Here is a 17,914-nt window from a genome sequence, read left to right as displayed (position 1 = left end):
AACGGAGCATACCACTGCGGTGGCTGCCTGTGGATGGCCCCGTTGAGGTGAGTTAATGGCTGCGAACTGTGTGCTTGATAAAAATGGCGATGAGGGCCGCGATGGCCAGAACCAGCGGATAGAAGCACAGGCTGACCACGACAATCGGCGAGAGCGCAAAGATGGAGCCGAGCAGCAGCGCCTGGGCTCCCCAGGGGATCAGCCCCTGTACCACGCAGGAGAAGATATCGAGCAAGGAGGCGGCGCGGCGCGGTGTGACGCCGTGCTGATCGGCGAGCTCCTTGGCCACTTTGCTCGCGACGATGATCGCCACCGTGTTGTTGGCGGTACAGGCATTGGTCAAACCGACCACGGCGGCGATGCCGAGCTCGGCGGCCTTTTCGTTCTGCTCGCCGTCATGGCCGCGGCTGAAACGATGGATAAGGGCGGCGATCCGGCCGTTGAGCCAGGCCAGGCCACCCTGGCGCTCCATCAGGGCGCCGAGGCCGCCGATCAGCATGGAGAGCAAGAAGATCTCCTGCATGCTGCCAAAGCCTTTATAGATGTCCTGAACGAACTGGCTGAGCTGGTAATCGGCGCTGATGAGCCCCACGGCGCCGGCCACCACTATGCCGGTGCCGAGCACCAGAAAGACATTCATGCCCGCGAGGGCCAGCACCAGGATGAGCAGGTAGGGCAGCACTTGGAGCCACTGGCTGGTGCTTTGCGCCGGGATGGTGGCGACGTCACCCAGCAGCAGGTAGCCGAGCACCACCAATATGGCGGCGGGGGTGGCGATGGCCAGATTCTCACGGAACTTGTCTTTCATCTCGCACCCCTGGCTGCGGGTAGCGGCGATGGTGGTGTCAGAGATGATGGAGAGGTTGTCGCCAAACATGGCGCCGCCGAGCACGGCGCCGGCCACCAGAACGGGGTCCATGCCGGCCGAGTGGGCCACGCCGAGGGCCACCGGCGCGACCGCGCCTATGGTTCCCATCGAGGTGCCCATGGCGGTGGCCACGAAGGCCGAGATGAGGAACAGGCCCGGCAGCAGCGCCCAGCTGGGAATAATGGAGAGCCCGAGCGCCACGGTGGCATCCACCCCGCCGGTGGCCTTGGCCACGGTGGCGAAGGCGCCCGCCAGCAGGTAGATGAGGCACATGGCCATGATGTTGCTGTCACCCACCCCCTTGAAGAAGGTCTCGAGGTTGGTGTTGAACCCCTCGCGGCCGAGCAGCAGCGCCAGTATGACGGCGGGCAGGGCGGCTACCGGTGCCGGCAGTTGGTAGAAGGCAAATTCGACCCCCTGCAGGGTCAGCCAGGTGCCGGTACCGATGAAGAGGGCAAGAAAGAGCAGGAGGGGCAACAGGGCTTTGGCGCTGGGTTGGATCTGGATCATCTGTTCCTCTGGGATTGAACAATGACCTCCTGTCGTGGCCTGTGCGAGCCCGGAGGGCTCCGGGGACAGGGCGGCATCCTGCCACAGTGGGTGCACACACTAGAGAGTCGATGGCACCGGGTCAACATAGACGTCCGGATGGATAATGCTTTTTTCAGCGCGATTCCGTTTATGTTTATTTACCTGAAGTTTGTTTGTGATTTTTATTGTTTTCCGTGAATTATTCGTATGGCGGTGGGCGAACTGGCGGAGGCGGACGAGGCGTCATGTCATGGCTTTTGCTGCTCTTTATCAAAGCGCGGCCGTCAAGGGCTAAACCGGGCAGGGGCTGAGGGGGCCGCCTTGGCCCAAGGTGCGTGCTCGCTTCTGCTCTGCCCGGCGAGATGGCGGCGCGCGTTGTGACTGCGGGCGTCGGTAGTGTCTCCTGCAACCCAGGCTTTGCAAAGTGCGCCCCGGCTGGTAAAACAGGGGACTTTGCAAGCAGAACGAAATGAGGAAGGCGATGGAGACTCCGATCCGCGTAGCCGTGATGGGCTGCCAGGGACGAATGGGCAAGGTGCTGCTGGAGGCGATCCAGGCACAAGAAGGGGTGGTGCTTGGGGCTGCGCTGGAGCGTCCCGGCTCGGCCGTGATCGGCCTTGATGCCGGCGAGCTGGCCGGACTCGGTCATCTTGGCATCGCCATCGGCGACAGCCTGGCCGCCGCCATTGAGCGGGTGGATCTCATCATCGACTTCACCCGCCCCGAGGTGACGCTGGAGAACCTCGCACTGGCCCGCGCCCACGGCAAGATGATGGTGATCGGTACCACCGGCTTCGACGACGCCGGCAAGCTGGCCATCGAACAGGCCGCCACTGAGATCGGGATCGTCTTTGCCTCCAATTACTCGGTGGGCGTCAACCTGGTGTTCAAACTGCTCGAACAGGCTGCCCGTGTGATGGGGGAGTACACCGACATCGAGATCATCGAGGGGCACCATCGTCACAAGGTCGATGCCCCGTCCGGTACGGCGCTCTCCATGGGAGAGGTGGTGGCCAAGACCCTGGGTCGGGATCTCAAGGAGTGCGCTGTTTATGGGCGCGAGGGGATCACCGGCGAGCGGGATCGCAACACCATCGGTTTCGCCACCATCCGTGCCGGCGATCTGGTGGGGGAGCACACCGTCATGTTTGCCGACATCGGCGAGCGGGTTGAGATCAGCCACAAGGCATCAAGCCGTCTGACCTTCGCCAACGGCGCCGTGCGGGCCGCCCGCTGGCTCAAGGCTCAACCGGCAGGCTTGTACAACATGCAGGATGTGCTCAGCCTGACCTAGGTGTGCATAGATAAAACGTGTAAAAAAGGCGGCTTTGCCGCCTTTTTTTATTGAATGATGAAAAATCACATGTCGTCGCTCTTTTCCTCATCCAGATTGTGAATCTTCCCGCCACTGAACGGTCACACCCTGTTATCATCAGCTGGTTTTGTCACCACAAACCAGCGCACAAAAAAAAGATTAAAAATGCATAACTAGTAAAACGTTTTTCTATGCTGTGAAAAAATTAATCTTCACATCAAGGCTGATAAGGCGCCATGTTATTTTCATTTCTTGTTTTTAAGTTGATGATAAACATCAGTTAATTTTAATTATGTTGGAAATGAAAGGGGTGGCCGCCCTGGGTAGCATGGAGGGCGCAAAAAAGTTTTGCGGTGGGGGTTGCGCGGCGCTCAAATGCATAGATAATGACTGAAATTGCTTTTTTATAGAATTTAAATGCAATCTTCTGCGCGCCAGTGGTTGAAATGCCACTGATTTTCAGTAGAATGCGCGCAATTTGCCCGAAATATGCCGGCCCAGCTGGGTCCTTAGGTCCCGGCGCGAGGCTAGCAACACCCAGGTAAGTTGCTGATTTTCAAGCTAAAAAACTGGAGGTTGTCTTGAGTCACACTGCATTGTTAGTGCTGGAAGATGGAACTGTCTTCAAGGGCGTATCGATAGGCGCCGAGGGATGTTCCATTGGTGAGGTGGTTTTCAATACGTCGATGACGGGCTATCAGGAAATTCTCACCGACCCCTCCTATTCCCGTCAGATTGTTACCCTCACTTATCCCCATATCGGCAATACCGGCACCAACCCAGAAGATGAAGAGTCTACCCAAATCCACGCACAGGGCCTCATCATCCGCGATCTTCCTATCCTCGCCTCCAACTTCCGCAATCAACAATCCCTCTCCGATTATCTCAAGACACGCGGCATCGTCGGCATCGCCGACATCGACACCCGTAAGTTGACCCGTATCTTGCGTGAGAAGGGAGCCCAGAACGGTTGCATCATGGCTGGCAAGGCGCTCGATGAGGCCCATGCCCTGAGCCAGGCTCGCGCCTTCCCTGGACTCAAGGGGATGGATCTTGCCAAGGAAGTGACCGTCGCTGAGCCCTATCGCTGGCGTGAAGGGAGCTGGGAGCTGGGTAAGGGACACGCGACCCCGGCTGAGGGCGATCTCAAGTATCACGTGGTGGCCTACGACTTCGGCGTCAAGCGCAACATCCTGCGCATGCTGGTCGATCGCGGTTGCCGCCTGACCGTGGTGCCGGCCAAGACCCCGGCCGCCGAGGTGCTGGCGATGAATCCCGATGGCATCTTCCTCTCCAACGGCCCGGGCGATCCGGCCCCGTGCGATTATGCCATCGAGGCCATCAAGGCGTTCCTCAACACCGACATCCCGGTGTTTGGCATCTGCCTGGGTCACCAACTGCTGGCGCTGGCCTCCGGCGCCGAGACCATCAAGATGAAGTTCGGCCACCACGGTGCCAACCACCCGGTGAAGAGCCTGGATGACAACACCGTCATGATCACCGCCCAGAACCACGGTTTCGCGGTGGATGAAAGCAGCCTGCCGGATTGCCTGCGCGCCACCCACGTCTCCCTGTTCGATGGCACCTTGCAAGGGGTGCATCGCACCGACCGCCCGGCCTTCAGCTTCCAGGGTCACCCGGAGGCGAGCCCCGGTCCGCACGACTGTGCCGGCCTGTTCGACCACTTCATCGAATTGATTAAGCAGTATCGCGCCTAAGGAAAGAGGAAAGAGTTCCATGCCAAAACGTAATGACCTTCAGAGCATCCTGATCCTCGGCGCCGGCCCCATCGTCATCGGCCAAGCCTGCGAATTTGACTACTCCGGCGCCCAGGCCTGTAAGGCTCTGCGCGAGGAGGGGTACCGCGTCATCCTGGTCAACTCCAACCCGGCCACCATCATGACCGACCCGGAGATGGCCGACGCCACCTATATCGAGCCCATCACCTGGGAAGTGGTGCGCGAGATCATCAAAAAAGAGCGTCCGGATGCAGTGCTGCCCACCATGGGTGGCCAGACCGCGCTCAACTGCGCCCTGGATCTGGAGCGCCATGGGGTGCTCAAGGAGTTCGGTGTCGAGATGATCGGCGCCACTGCCGATGCCATCGACAAGGCCGAAGACCGTCACCGCTTCGACATCGCCATGAAGAGCATTGGCCTGGAGTGCCCGCGCGCCGGCATCGCCCACAACATGGAAGAGGCGTGGAAGGTGCAGTCCGAAGTGGGCTTCCCCTGCATCATCCGCCCCTCCTTCACTATGGGCGGCTCCGGCGGTGGCATTGCTTACAACACCGAAGAGTTCGTCGAGATCTGCGAGCGCGGTCTGGATCTCTCTCCGACCAAGGAGCTGCTCATCGATGAGTCGCTGATCGGCTGGAAAGAATACGAGATGGAGGTGGTGCGCGATCGCAACGACAACTGCATCATCGTCTGCGCCATCGAGAACTTTGACCCCATGGGCATTCACACCGGTGACTCCATCACGGTCGCCCCGGCTCAGACCCTGACCGACAAGGAGTACCAGATCATGCGCAACGCCTCCATGGCGGTATTGCGCGAGATCGGCGTCGAGACCGGCGGCTCCAACGTTCAGTTCGGTATCAACCCCAAAGACGGCCGCATGGTCATCATCGAGATGAACCCGCGGGTGTCGCGCTCCTCGGCGCTGGCCTCCAAGGCCACCGGCTTCCCCATCGCCAAGGTTGCCGCCAAGCTGGCCATCGGCTACACCCTCGACGAGCTGATGAACGACATCACAGGTGGCAAGACCCCGGCCTCGTTCGAGCCGGCGATTGACTACGTGGTCACCAAGGTGCCGCGCTTTAACTTCGAAAAGTTCGCCGGTGCCAACGACCGCCTGACCACCCAGATGAAGTCGGTGGGCGAGGTGATGGCGATTGGCCGCAACTTCCAGGAGTCCCTGCACAAGGCGCTGCGCGGCCTCGAGACCGGTAAGACCGGCTTCGACCCCATGGTCGATCTCAACGCCCCGGACTCCCTGACCCGCATCCGCTACGAGCTGCAAGATGCCGGTTGCGACCGTATCTTCTACATCGCCGATGCGTTCCGTGCCGGTCTCTCCATGGACGGCATCTTCAAGCTGACCAAGATTGACCCCTGGTTCCTGGTACAGATTGAAGAGCTGGTCAAACTCGAGGAGACCGTCAAGGAGCGCGGCATGGCGGGTCTGGATGCCGACTTCCTGCGCGCCTTGAAGCGCAAGGGGTTTGCCGATGCGCGTCTGGCCAAGATCCTCGGCGTGGCTGAGGCCGAAGTGCGCAAGCTGCGCGCTCGCTACGAAATCTTCCCGGTCTACAAGCGGGTCGATACTTGCGCCGCCGAGTTCGCCACCAACACCGCCTACATGTACTCGAGCTATGACGAGGAGTGCGAAGCGGCCCCGAGCACTCGTGACAAGATCATGGTCATCGGCGGCGGCCCGAACCGTATCGGCCAGGGCATCGAGTTCGACTACTGCTGCGTGCACGCGGCGCTGGCCCTGCGTGAAGACGGCTACGAGACCATCATGGTCAACTGCAACCCGGAGACCGTCTCCACCGACTACGACACCTCGGATCGCCTCTACTTCGAGCCGGTGACCCTGGAAGATGTGCTGGAGATCGTGCGCGTCGAGCAGCCCAAGGGCGTCATCGTCCAGTACGGCGGCCAGACCCCGCTGAAACTGGCCCGCGACCTGGAAGCCAACGGTGTGCCGGTGATCGGCACCAGCCCCGACGCCATCGACCGCGCCGAAGACCGCGAACGCTTCCAGTCTGCGGTGGAGCGCCTCGGCCTCAAGCAGCCGGAAAACGGCACCGTCACTGCGCTCGAGCAGGCGGTACTGCTGGCCGAGCGCATCACCTACCCGCTGGTGGTGCGCCCCTCCTACGTGCTGGGTGGCCGCGCCATGGAGATCGTCTATGACGAGCAGGACCTGCGCCGCTACTTCGCCGAGGCGGTGAGTGTCTCCAACGAGTCGCCGGTACTGCTGGATCGCTTCCTCGACGACGCCATCGAGGTGGACGTGGATGCCATCTGCGACGGCGAGACCGTGGTCATTGGCGGCATCATGGAGCACATCGAGCAGGCCGGTATCCATTCCGGTGACTCTGCCTGCTCCCTGCCGCCCTATACCCTCTCCAAGTCCATCCAGAACGAGATGCGCGAGCAGGTGCGTAAACTGGCGCTGGAGCTCGGCGTGGTCGGCCTGATGAACGTGCAGTTCGCGGTGAAAGACGGCGTGGTCTACCTCATTGAGGTGAACCCGCGTGCCGCCCGTACCGTGCCGTTCGTCTCCAAGGCGACCGGGGTACCGCTGGCCAAGATCGCCGCCCGCGTCATGGCCGGTCAGAGCCTGAAGGAGCAGGGCTTCACCCAAGAGGTGATCCCGCCCTACTACTCGGTCAAAGAGGTGGTGCTGCCGTTTGCCAAGTTCCCGGGTGTCGACCCGCTGCTGGGCCCTGAAATGCGCAGTACCGGTGAGGTGATGGGGGTGGGGGCCACCTTCGCTGAGGCCTATGCCAAGGCGGTGCTCGGCGCCGGTCACCAGGTGCCGCGTGAAGGGCGCGCTCTGCTCTCGGTGCGCCACAGCGACAAGGAGCGGGTGGTCAACCTCGCCGCCAAGCTGCAAGAGCTCGGTTACGAGCTCGACGCCACCCACGGCACCGCCGTGACCTTAGGGGAGGCGAGCATCAACCCGCGTCTGGTCAACAAGGTGCACGAAGGGCGCCCGCACATTCTCGATCGCATCAAGAACGGCGAGTACACCTACATCGTCAACACCGCCGAGGGCCGTCAGGCCATCGAGGACTCCAAGCAGCTGCGCCGCGGCGCCTTGCAGCACAAGGTGGCCTACACCACCACGCTCAACGCCGCCTTCGCGGCCTGCATGGCCATCACGGTGGATGCCACCGCGAGCGTTGCCTCGGTGCAGGAGCTGCACGACAAGGTGAAAAACCGCTAAGGCAAACGCCACTTGAAACCGACACCCCGCCCACTGGCGGGGTGTTTTTTTCTGGACGTGCGCTGGGGGGCGTCCATCCACTACAATGGCGCCTCGTTTGTCTTGCCCCTGCCCGGATGTGTGATGACCCGCTTGCCGCTTCTTGCGCCGTTTCTGTTTCTCTCCTTGCTGCTGGCCGGCTGTGCCAGTGAACCTGCCCCGGTCAGCCAGGCGGGGGCCTCCTCCGCCACGGCGACCAAATCGGTGCCTAAGGCCCTCAAAGCGCACCCGCCGGCCGATATGAAAAGTCGCATCGTTCGTTTCTTGCCGCGCGGGGTGGCCGACAAACCGGGCTGGGCCAACGACGTGGTGACATCGCTCACCAGCCAGGGGCTGACGGTGAACGATCACAATGTCTGCTCTGTGCTGGCGGTGGCCGAGCAGGAGGCGACCTACCAGGCCGATCCTGTGGTGCCCAATTTGGGCAAGATCGCCTGGAAGGAGATCAACGCCCGCGCCGATAAGCTGCTGATCCCCGAGTTCATGGTGCGCACGGCGCTCTCCATCAAGTCTCCGACCGGCAAGAGCTATGCCGAGCGCATCGACCGGCTGCGCACCGAGCGGGAGATGAGCGAGATCTTCGAGGACATGATCGGCGAGGTGCCGATGGGCAAGCGGCTCTTTGGCAACATGAACCCGGTGCGCACCGGGGGGCCGATGCAGGTGAGCGTGGCGTTTGCCGAGGCCAATGCCCGTGGCTACCCCTATCCGATCAAGGAGTCCATTCGTCACGAGGTGTTCACCCGTCGCGGCGGGGTCTGGTTTGGCACCCGGCACATCTTCGGTTACGAGGCCGACTATCCCGACACCCTCTATCGCTTCGCCGATTTTAACGCCGGCTGGTATGCCAGCCGCAACGCCGCTTTCCAGGCCGCCGTGAGCCGCCTGAGTGGCAAGAGGTTGGCGCTGGATGGGGATCTCATCCGCTACGACTCGGATAACCCCGGTCAGACCGAGTTGGCGGTCCATACCCTGGCCGACCGGCTCAAGATGAGCAAGCAGGCGATCCATCAGAGCCTGAAGCTGGGAGACAGCCGCGACTTTGCCCACAGCGCCCTCTATCACCGGGTCTTCACCCTTGCCGATCAACAGGCGGGTCAGCGCCTGCCGAGGGCCATCCTGCCCGGTATTGAGCTAAAGAGCCCCAAGATCACCCGTAACCTCACCACCGCCTGGTTCGCCAAGCGGGTGGATGAGCGCGAGCAGCGCTGCGTGCGGCAGATGGCGAGTATTCGCTAACGAGCAAGCAGAGCAGGGCGGCCAGGTGGCCGCCCTGCTGTTATGGCGCCTTGACCACCCGGCTGGTCAGGGTTGGCAGGTGCCATGGGCCGCCCGGGGTGATCAGCCGGCAGCTGCCGCTGCTGCTCTCCTCGGCCTGGATGAAGGCGTGGCCGTTCCAGATCCAGAGGGCGGAAACCCAACAATCCCCCAGACCGCGCCCCTTCATGGCAGAAGAGATCTGCCCCTGCTCATAGTGGTTGGCCTCGGTGGTGACGAGGCGGGCACGATTGAGCGCCAGATCATGGCCGAGCACGATATAGGCGCTGCTCGCGTTGTAGGCCCCTCGCCAGCAGGGCAACTCGGCCAGCACCCGTTCAGGGCTGAGGCGATAGAGGGTGCCGGAGGGCTCATCCTCACTCCTGTCACAGAGCGCCTCCTGAGCCTGCGTGGCCAGCCATGCGGCCATGGCGCCGGCCTCGGCGCGGCTCAGTGGCCGCAGTGGGCCCGAAGGCACGGGAGCTGCACGAATGAGCGGCGCCGCTTGGGCTGGTGGCACGCGGGAGGCGGGCTGATCTCCGACTTGGGTCAACGCTGTCACGGTGCCAAGACGCCCTTGGAACTCATCCATCTTGAGCAGGACGGCGTAGGCGCCGGCCCCTGAGAGTGCCACCTCGTGTCCCTGCCATTGGAACGTCACCTTGCCCTTCCCCTTGATGGCGCGCAGCAGGGCCTCGGTCTGAGGTGGGCTGAACGGGGTGCGTTCCTGCACTGTGCCACGGGCCTGTCCGTTGATGTGCAGGGTTATCTTGCTGCCGCGTGGTGTGGCCGGGGTCTGCTCATCGTAGTCAGCGATCACCATCTCTACGCTCGGCGCCCCCTGCGGCCCGCCGGGGCGGGTCAGCAGCACCGAGAGCCCGCCCTGTTCGCCGCTGTAACCGGCGGCGCGGCAGGTGAGGGTGTTATCGCAGGCCAGCTCCCAATCCTTGTACTGAAACGAGATGCCGGCAGGCGAGCCATGGGCGAGGGGGATGGCGAGCAGCCATGGCGCTGCCAAGAGGAGTAGGGGTGATAACATGTTCGATCCATCGAGTGGGAAAGGGGGCCGGATGCGAGCGTATCGTCTCCCGCTGCGCCGGGTCGCTCGTTGGAGGAGTGACGGGCAGGGGAACTCTTGCAGTATCATGGCATCATGCAGGGTGAACAAGGGTCAAGCATGACATTGCCGCGTATTTTCAGATTGCATTTGAGCCACCTGACACTGGCGTTGACCGTGTTTACCTTGCTGGCCGTGCTCGGTAACAGTTTTTACGCCACCTATCGGGTGCAGCGGGAGCTGCTTATCGCCAGTACGCAGGAGTCCAATCGTGCCTACGCCGCCAAGTTGGCCGAGACGGTCGGGCTCATGCTCGATACGGCGCAGCGGCAACTGGCCTTCAGCGCCGACTTGCTGGGGCATGAGGGGCACCATCCGGCGCTGGCGACCCGCGAGGTGGAGCGGTTGTATCGCCAGACCCCTATGTTCAATACGGTTGCCGTCGTGAGTCGAGACGCTGTGGTGCAGGCTCTCTACCCCGATAAGGCGCGCCGGGTCGGCATGCGGGCCACATCAGCGGGGGCCCAGCAGATCCTGGCGTCCCGCGAGCCTATGATCACCGATCCGTTTGTCTCTACCTCCGGACGCTACATCGTCAGTGTCACCTATCCCATCTTTTCACCAACGCGTGACTATCTCGGCTTCATCGCAGGCAACATCTATCTGGAGTCGAATAACATCCTGTCGGAGCTGCTGGCCCGCCACTACTACACCGACGGCACCTATATCTATGTGGTCGATCGCAGCAAGACGGTGATCTACCACCATAACCGCGACCGGATCGGCCGGCTGGTCGAGGGGAACCCGGCGGTGGAGGCGGTGGTGCGCGGGAAAAGCGGCGCCGCTGCGCTGGTTAACTCCAGCGGCATCGAGATGCTGACGGGGTATGCCGCCGTGGAGGGGAGCCGCTGGGGGATAGTGGTGCAGCGACCGCTTGAGGCGACGCTGACCAACCTGAACCAGCAGATGAAAGACATACTGCTGGCCAGCATACCGGTGAACCTGCTGATCATAGTTGGGGTCTGGCTCGCCTCGTTGTTCATTGCCCGCCCACTGTGGCAACTGGCCCGCAACACCGCCAGCATGAGCAACCGTGATGCGCAGCTTCGCATCGCCAGGGTTCGCGCCTGGTATTACGAGGCCGCCCAACTCAAGCAAGCCATCTTGCACAGCATCGGTCACATCAACACCCGCTTCGATGAACTGCATGCAGAAACCCGCAGCGATCCGCTCACCGGTTTGCTCAACAAACGCGGGATCCAGATGCTGCTGCACTGTTATGAGGAGCAGCAGATCCCCTTCTCGGTACTGGCGCTTGATGTGGATCACTTCAAGCGCATCAATGACACCCATGGCCATGATGTGGGGGATCAGGTGCTGGTGGCCCTGGCCGGACTGATGCAGCAGAACTCTCGCAAGGATGATGAGTTTTGCCGCAGTGGGGGGGAGGAGTTTCTCATTTTCCTGCCCCATACCTCGAAGGCGAGCGCCAGTGAGATTGCCGAACGGTTGCGCCAGCTGGTGGCGGCGGCCCCGATGGCGCCGGTGGGCGCGGTCACGCTGTCGATTGGCGTGTCGGAGTGGAGCCCTGAGCGCTCCTATCATGCCGCCCACGCCATCAAGCGGGCCGATCGCGCCCTTTACCGCGCCAAGGCCGCTGGCCGTAATCGCACCGAGCTCGATGAGGAGCCCGCGGGCTAGTGCTTGAGTGAGCGGGTGTGGCGGCAGAGCGGGTAGCCACTGCATCCCCAGAACTGCGCGCCTTGCCCGGCGCCTCGGTGTGCTGTACGTAGCACCATGGGACGGCCGCAGCGAGGACAGGCTGCACTGGCCTCGACGGGCAAGCTATGGCGCGCCTTGAGTGCGGCCACATGGGCCCTGTGGGTTGCTCTGGTCGGGGACAACCGGCACTTCTCTAGCGTGGCGAGGATATCGTTCACCGCCTGCTCCTCAAGCAGCACGGTTTGCTTGGCCCGGATCCAGCGGATAAGCCCACTTTGCATCACGTTATCGGGCATGGGGGTTTTGAAGGTGCAGTTGCCGATGAAGTAGATCACCGAATGGAGCTGATGATCCGTCAACCCCAGCAGGGATCTGAGCGCCATCATGTGTAGATGATTCTGGTGCAAGGGGTTTTGAAAGTGGTGCTTGCGGCGATAGATCTGCTGGGTCCAGCTCTTATGGGCAGGATTGCCGAAGATCCACCCATTCATGTTTTTGGTCTCTATTACGAATATTCCGAAGCGGGAGATGATCACATGATCGATCTGGGTCGTCCCCTGTGTGATGGGCAGGGTAACGTTCTTGAGCAGGTGATATCCCCGCTTATCGAGGAAAAGGCGGATGCTGAGATTGATAAACCACTCTCCGATCATCCCCTTGAACCAAGGCGTTTTGATCATCGTGATCATCAGCAGCAGTGGAAGTAGAAACCAAAGCTGAGCCAGCATCGGGTATATAACCGCAGTGATATCCATGTCGCTTCGCCTTTACAGACCTTAGTCAGGAATGTGCCTCTATGGGGATGATGCTGCGGCACTTGGGATAGCTTGGGCACCCCCAGAAGCGATTGCCCTTGGTGTCCCCCCGCGTGCTGATGCGCAATACCATAGGGGTACCACATTTGGGGCAGGTCGGTGCAGGGCCTGTATGTGTGGTCGCTAAGTCATGTTCGTTACTGTCGCTTGCGACACGCTCCAACGTGATGCGTACCTCCTCGCTAACCCGGATTATTCGCTGGGCTTCTTCGTAGGCATCGCGGTACAGGTCGTTGTCTTCTGAACGTTGAATCAATACCCCCATCTCGTTGTTATTCACCTGACTGAACTCGTAGAGGTTCAGGCTGGTGATGATGCACATCTCTTCATTGAGGTAACACTTGGCATGGAGGTTCTTGCAGAAGCTGGTGCGGATATAGGTGAGTTCCTTGAGCCAGCTGATCTCTTCCGGCTGAAGCTCACTTTTGCCATACACGATCCGCACATCGATCTTGAGGCGATTCTTGTCGGTCAGCAACTCCTTGATCCTGTCATTGAGCTTGAGGAAGGGACTGATCAGGATCAGTCGCTCCTTGGCATCCTTGATCAGTTCTTCAAGAAAGTAATTGGTTGCACTGGTATTGAGGAACTTGGCCATCGTGATTTCCTTTTCGGTCTCTTCCGTTTCGGTGCCCCTAGTCTCCATGGCTGTAACAGTAGGTGAGGGCGTTCTCTTTTTATACAGGGCCATTTGGAGATGTTAAATCGCTCAACGATGAAAAAGTGTGCGCGGGATCAAGCGGTTGGCCCGTGATGAGGGGTTGGCGGCATTGCCGCTGGCAAGGAATTGCCGCCGGTTTAGTGGGTCGTGGTAACGCGTTAGTCAGAGATGCTGGTATTTGGCGCAATGAAGAGGAACATTCGGTAAGAATGCGCTTGTCCGGAGTGAAAAGCCGAGTGTAAAGATTGTGTTGGCTGGCAGAGCCCTTGCCTTTTTAGCGAGCCGCCCACAGAGGTGGCCGCTGGCAGACCCAGCGTCCATGACGTTCAGGAGATCATGATGACAAGCAGCATTACCTCGGCAGGGAGCTCCGGCTCCCTGGCCCAGCTCTGGCAAACCAATGTGAGCCAGACCCAGAATCAGCAGACGCCGCCCCCACCCCCGCCCGGTGGCGACAGCAAGATGCAGGAGGACGTAATGTCGGCCCTGTCGGATGCCGGCATTGATACCAGCCATCTGACCGAAGAGCAGTCTGACTCCTTGACCGCCTTCATGCAGACCCTGATGGAGACCTTGCATCAGCAGGGGGCGGCTCAAGGGCAGGAGAGCGCGGCGCAGGAGAGTCCGATGCAGCGGGATTTGCAGAGCCTGCTCGGTCAACTCACCGGCAGCAGCGAGAGCAGCAGTAGCAGCACCGACGAGTTGCAGGGGCAGTTCTCCTCCCTGCTCGATAGCCTGGGAGCCAGCGAGAGTGGCGTCACTTTGCAACAATTTCTCAGCGCCTTCTCGGGCAAGATGGAAAATGGCCGCAGCGAACCGGGTTATTTCGTCAACACCAGCGCTTGAGTCCGTCTCTTCCATGCCAGCCTTCGGGCTGGCTTTTTCGTATTGATCGCCTCAATGCGTCTCAGATGAGGCGTGCTTTGCTATGGTTCATGAGGTTATATTGAGACCTTTATCGGTGACAGCCTGTCGTGGTGTTACCTGATCACTCTGCCGGGCATGGCAAGGATATCCATGCGGTGGCAGGTGCCAAGCATCCAGAACAGGGAGATCAAGGATGAAGAAGCTGGGATTGGCGGGCAAGATGGTGCTGATAGTCTGTCTGCCGCTGCTGGCGCTGCTGTTCTTCTCGGGGCGCTATGTCTACGAGCACTATGTCGGCAGTCGTGAGATGGGGCTGGCATTGACGCAGTTGGAACAGGTGCAGGTGGCGGCCGCGTTGGCGCATGAGCTGCAAAAAGAGCGCGGCATGTCGGCCGGTTACATCGGCTCGCAGGGCAAGAAATTTGCGACCGCATTGCCCGCGCAGCGTAAGTTGGTGGATGGGCAGGTTGCAACCTTGCAGGCATTGCCGCTGACAGGGGAGCTCAGTGAGGTGATCCGCCAGTTGGAGGGGCTGGCGCAGATGCGCCGTCAGGTGGATAAGCTGGCCGTCCCGGTCGCCGATCAGGTGGGCTTTTACAGCCGCTTGGTGGAACGGCTGCTGGCGCTGGTCGATGAGATTGGTCTGCACAGCCGTGATGCGAGTGTGGCCATGCAGACGTCGGCCTACGGCGCATTTTTGCAAAGTAAGGAGCGCGCCGGGCTGGAGCGGGCAATCTTGAGTACCGTGTTTGCCCGTGACAGTTTTACCCCCAAGTTGTTGCAGCAGTTTATTGCCCTGCTATCGGCGCAGCAGACCTACCTGGAACGCTTCAATGCCATGGCGAGTGCGGAGCAGCGCACCCTGCTTGAGCAGCGCCTGCAAGGGAGCGTGGTGGAGAAGGTGAGCGCGCTGGAGCAGTTGGCGCTCAACCAGGCCGCCGAAGGGCGCTTTGGGGTGGATCCCGAGCGGTGGTTTGCGGCCAGCAGCGCCAAGATTGAGCTGCTGCGCCAGACCGAGGTGCAGTTGTTTGAGGCGCTGCGCTCTCGCGTGCAGGAGCGCCACGAGGTGGCACTGCGTCAGTTTAACTGGGCCTCTGTGCTGGTTGCCTTGTGCGTGCTGATCACCGGTCTGGTGTGCTGGCGGGTGGTGCGCGATCTGCACCGGGGGTTTGTGGCGCTGCATCGCACCTTCTCTCGGCTGGTGCAGGACAACGATCTGACGGTGCGGGTGGACTGGCACTCTCATGACGAGCTGGGGGCGCTGGCCCGGGATCTGAACCGCTTTTTGGATCATCTCGAGGGGCTGTTGGGTGAGGTGCGCCGCTCCTGCGACGTGCTGACCCGCAGTGCGGCCGAGTCGGCGCAGGTCATTGCCGAGGTCAATGCCGGGGTGGTGAAGGGGTTTGGTCAGGTGGATCTGGTGGCCACGGCCGCGACCGAGATGGCCTCAACGGTGAGTGAGATTGCCCGCAATGCCACCGAGACCTCTCAAGTGACCCAGCAGGCCATCGGCCGGGCCAAACAAGGGGACAGGGAAGTGGATCAGATCATCACGGCGATCCAGAAGGTGGCCAGCAGCCTGGCCGACACCCGCCTGCTTATCGACAGCTTGCATCAGGAGACCGGCGCCGTTGCCGAAGCGCTCGGGCTCATCAAACAGATCTCCGATCGCACCAATCTGCTGGCGCTCAATGCGGCCATTGAGGCGGCCCGCGCCGGCGAGTCGGGACGGGGGTTTGCGGTGGTGGCCGAAGAGGTGCGCGCCCTGGCGGCCCGAACCCAGCAGGCGGCCGATGATATCGAGCAGATGTTGGCCCGGCTGCGTGACGGGGCCGATCAGGCGGTGAATGCCATGCACTCGGGCAGCCAGCAGGCGGAGATCAGCGTGGTCGAGGCCAAACGGGCGGGGGATGAGATCTCGGTGATTGTCAGCGAGGTGCGACGGGTCAGTGACATGACGGCCCAGGTGGCCACCGCCACCGAGGAGCAGCGCTATGTCACCGACGACATTCAGAACAACGTGCTCACCATCCGCGAGGTGTATGAATCCCACCGCCAGCACTCCGAAACCTTGCAGCAGAGCAGCACCGAGCTCGATGCGCTGGCCCGTGAGCTGGCCCGCCGTGTCGCCTGTTTCCGTCTGCGTGAGCAGGAGCGGCCCCACTGAGGTGAATCCGGTTGATGGAAAGCGGCCCCGTAAAGGGGCCGCACTCATTTTTGCATACTGCCGAGCAGGGGGCGACGACGGGTGAGCGGGCGCCCAAGTTTGCACAGGGTGACCCAGAAGGGGCGCAGTACCAGGTTGTGCAGCTGCATGTAGCGCTCGTTGTCGCGAGGCCCGACGCCAAACTCCAGCGGCTCCGGTTCGGGGGTGGTGACGTAGAGGGTGCCGAACCACCAGTCCCACACTGACAGATTGGTGCCGAAGTTATGGTTGAAGTGCTTCGGATCCCGGCTGTGATGGATCTGGTGCTGGGCAGGGCTGTTGATGATGTGTTCGATGCGCGGCCCAAACGAGAGCCAGACATGACTGTGGCGCAGGTTGGCGGCGAGAGAGTTGAAGAGCAATACCAGATAGCCGACCCCAAACAGGGTATAAGGGCTGACGGTGCCACCGCAGAGCCAGTAAAACGCGCCACTGTAGAGGGCGAGCAGGGTTCCCTTGACCAGTTGCTCGCACAGTTTTTCAACCACATGAATGCGGCTGGCCGTCGCTGGCACCATGACGGTGGCGCTGTGGTGCACCTTGTGGAACTCCCAGAGCCAGCGGCTGTGAAAGGCCCGGTGCAGCCAGTAGTGAGCCACATCGCTGATCAGAAATACCCCGAGCCCGTAGAGCGCCATCACTCCCGCATTTTTTCCCAGCTGTGGGCGCTCTCCCCAGATGCGCTCCAGCAAGTGCTGCACATTGCTCGGCTCCAGTCGCAGGGGGTCGAGCAGCGCCAACATGGGGGTGATGAAGGCAACATGCAGCAGGGCGCGTATGAAATAGTACTGATAATCCACCCGTGCCGAGCGGTGCAGCCACACGGCTCGACCGCCGAGGAAAGTACCGAAACCGTGGCTGAAACCGCGCCGGCGCTGCCTGCAATAGAGGCAATAGGCCACCATGCCCGAGATCGCGAGAAAGCCGATGCCGAGGCGGCCATTGAGATCGAACAGGCCAGAGAACTGATGCCAGAGCGGAGCCAGCAGCAGGCGGGTAACTAGGTCGGGGAGGGCGGCGAACAACTCCATGGTTGCATCTCAGTGCCGGAGGGTGCGCGGATTGTAAATGATAGTCGCTCGCAACTCTAGCCGGTGACCTGCCTATACTCCTACTCGCCTTGTCACTTTTGGTCTGAGGAGGAGACACCATGAGCCACTGGATCCTGGCGGTGGAGCGAGTGATGGCGGCGCCGCCTGAGGCGCTCTATCGGGCATGGAGTGAGCCTGCATGGCTACAGCGCTGGTTTGCCCCAGCCCCTTGGCGTGTGATCAGTGCCGAGCTTGATGTGCGTCCGGGTGGAGCGAGCTTGGTGGTGATGGGGGGGCCAAATGGTGAGGAGAGCCTATGTCATGGGGTCTATCTCGAGGTGGTTCCGGGCCGGCGCCTGGTGATGACAGATGCCTACCTGCGGGCCTGGGAGCCCTCGCCGCGCCCCTTCATGACGCTGGTAGTGACCTTTACGCCTTGTCCTAGCGGCACCCACTACCTGGCGCAGGCGCATCACTGGAGCGCCGCTGACATGCGAGAGCATGAGGCGATGGGGTTTCATCCTGGCTGGGACATCTGCACCGATCAGTTGGAGGCGCTGGTGAGCCGCGAGGCCTGAGCCTG

General features: G+C 61.4%; 13 protein-coding genes. 8 read left to right on the top strand and 5 right to left on the bottom strand.

The window, feature by feature from the left end; all coding sequences use genetic code 11:
• Window positions 1–52: 52 nt before the first annotated feature.
• On the bottom strand, window positions 53–1,378 hold the full coding sequence (locus tag BN1134_RS17000) for a Na+/H+ antiporter NhaC family protein (protein WP_042048661.1): 1,326 nt from the start codon (window positions 1,376–1,378) through the stop codon (window positions 53–55).
• Window positions 1,379–1,880: 502 nt separating this feature from the next.
• On the opposite strand from BN1134_RS17000, the gene dapB reads away from it, so the two are divergent.
• The 4 genes from dapB (at window position 1,881) to BN1134_RS16980 (ending at window position 8,954) form a co-directional block, all read left to right on the top strand.
• Window positions 1,881–2,693, top strand: a complete 813-nt coding sequence (gene dapB, locus BN1134_RS16995) for a 4-hydroxy-tetrahydrodipicolinate reductase (RefSeq protein ID WP_042048660.1) — start codon at window positions 1,881–1,883, stop codon at window positions 2,691–2,693.
• 602 nt (window positions 2,694–3,295) lie between these two features.
• Window positions 3,296–4,432, top strand: coding sequence for a glutamine-hydrolyzing carbamoyl-phosphate synthase small subunit (gene carA / locus BN1134_RS16990; protein ID WP_042048659.1), 1,137 nt, complete (start codon window positions 3,296–3,298; stop codon window positions 4,430–4,432).
• Window positions 4,433–4,451: 19 nt separating this feature from the next.
• Window positions 4,452–7,676 carry a carbamoyl-phosphate synthase large subunit gene (carB, locus tag BN1134_RS16985; RefSeq protein ID WP_042048658.1) on the top strand — a complete coding sequence of 1,075 codons (3,225 nt, stop codon included), beginning with the start codon at window positions 4,452–4,454 and terminating at the stop codon, window positions 7,674–7,676.
• Between the two features lie 123 nt (window positions 7,677–7,799).
• The gene (locus BN1134_RS16980) at window positions 7,800–8,954 is read left to right on the top strand and encodes a DUF1615 domain-containing protein (RefSeq protein WP_042048657.1); all 1,155 of its coding nucleotides are present in this window, start codon (window positions 7,800–7,802) and stop codon (window positions 8,952–8,954) included.
• A 40-nt stretch (window positions 8,955–8,994) separates the two neighbouring features.
• On the opposite strand, the gene BN1134_RS16975 is transcribed toward BN1134_RS16980, so the two are convergent.
• On the bottom strand, window positions 8,995–10,011 hold the full coding sequence (locus BN1134_RS16975) for a DUF1176 domain-containing protein (protein WP_042048656.1): 1,017 nt from the start codon (window positions 10,009–10,011) through the stop codon (window positions 8,995–8,997).
• Window positions 10,012–10,179: 168 nt separating this feature from the next.
• On the opposite strand from BN1134_RS16975, the gene BN1134_RS16970 reads away from it, so the two are divergent.
• A complete protein-coding gene (locus tag BN1134_RS16970; protein WP_232300672.1) occupies window positions 10,180–11,730 on the top strand; it encodes a sensor domain-containing diguanylate cyclase in 1,551 nt (516 codons plus the stop codon).
• On the opposite strand, the gene BN1134_RS16965 is transcribed toward BN1134_RS16970, so the two are convergent.
• Entirely contained in the window at window positions 11,727–12,506 is a 780-nt protein-coding gene (locus tag BN1134_RS16965; protein WP_042048654.1) for a nuclease-related domain-containing protein, read from the bottom strand. The genes BN1134_RS16970 and BN1134_RS16965 overlap by 4 nt on opposite strands.
• A gap of 25 nt (window positions 12,507–12,531) precedes the next feature.
• Entirely contained in the window at window positions 12,532–13,164 is a 633-nt protein-coding gene (locus BN1134_RS16960; RefSeq protein WP_042048653.1) for a topoisomerase DNA-binding C4 zinc finger domain-containing protein, read from the bottom strand.
• A 402-nt stretch (window positions 13,165–13,566) separates the two neighbouring features.
• Here BN1134_RS16960 and BN1134_RS16955 point away from each other — a divergent pair, with 402 nt between their 5' ends.
• Window positions 13,567–14,073, top strand: a complete 507-nt coding sequence (locus tag BN1134_RS16955; protein WP_052449526.1) for a hypothetical protein — start codon at window positions 13,567–13,569, stop codon at window positions 14,071–14,073.
• A gap of 214 nt (window positions 14,074–14,287) precedes the next feature.
• On the top strand, window positions 14,288–16,261 hold the full coding sequence (locus BN1134_RS16950) for a methyl-accepting chemotaxis protein (RefSeq protein WP_042048652.1): 1,974 nt from the start codon (window positions 14,288–14,290) through the stop codon (window positions 16,259–16,261).
• A gap of 44 nt (window positions 16,262–16,305) precedes the next feature.
• Here BN1134_RS16950 and BN1134_RS16945 read toward each other — a convergent pair whose 3' ends face one another.
• On the bottom strand, window positions 16,306–17,331 hold the full coding sequence (locus BN1134_RS16945; RefSeq protein WP_042048650.1) for a sterol desaturase family protein: 1,026 nt from the start codon (window positions 17,329–17,331) through the stop codon (window positions 16,306–16,308).
• 119 nt (window positions 17,332–17,450) lie between these two features.
• On the opposite strand from BN1134_RS16945, the gene BN1134_RS16940 reads away from it, so the two are divergent.
• Window positions 17,451–17,909 (top strand): SRPBCC family protein, encoded by a 459-nt coding sequence (locus BN1134_RS16940; RefSeq protein WP_042048649.1) that lies wholly within the window; start codon window positions 17,451–17,453, stop codon window positions 17,907–17,909.
• Window positions 17,910–17,914: the final 5 nt, after the last annotated feature.

The sequence above is a fragment of the Aeromonas simiae genome (genome assembly GCF_000820125.1).
Classification (GTDB): domain Bacteria; phylum Pseudomonadota; class Gammaproteobacteria; order Enterobacterales; family Aeromonadaceae; genus Aeromonas; species Aeromonas simiae.
The sequence above is the reverse complement of the archived record's forward strand: the minus strand, read 5'-3'. Positions and strand labels throughout refer to the sequence as shown.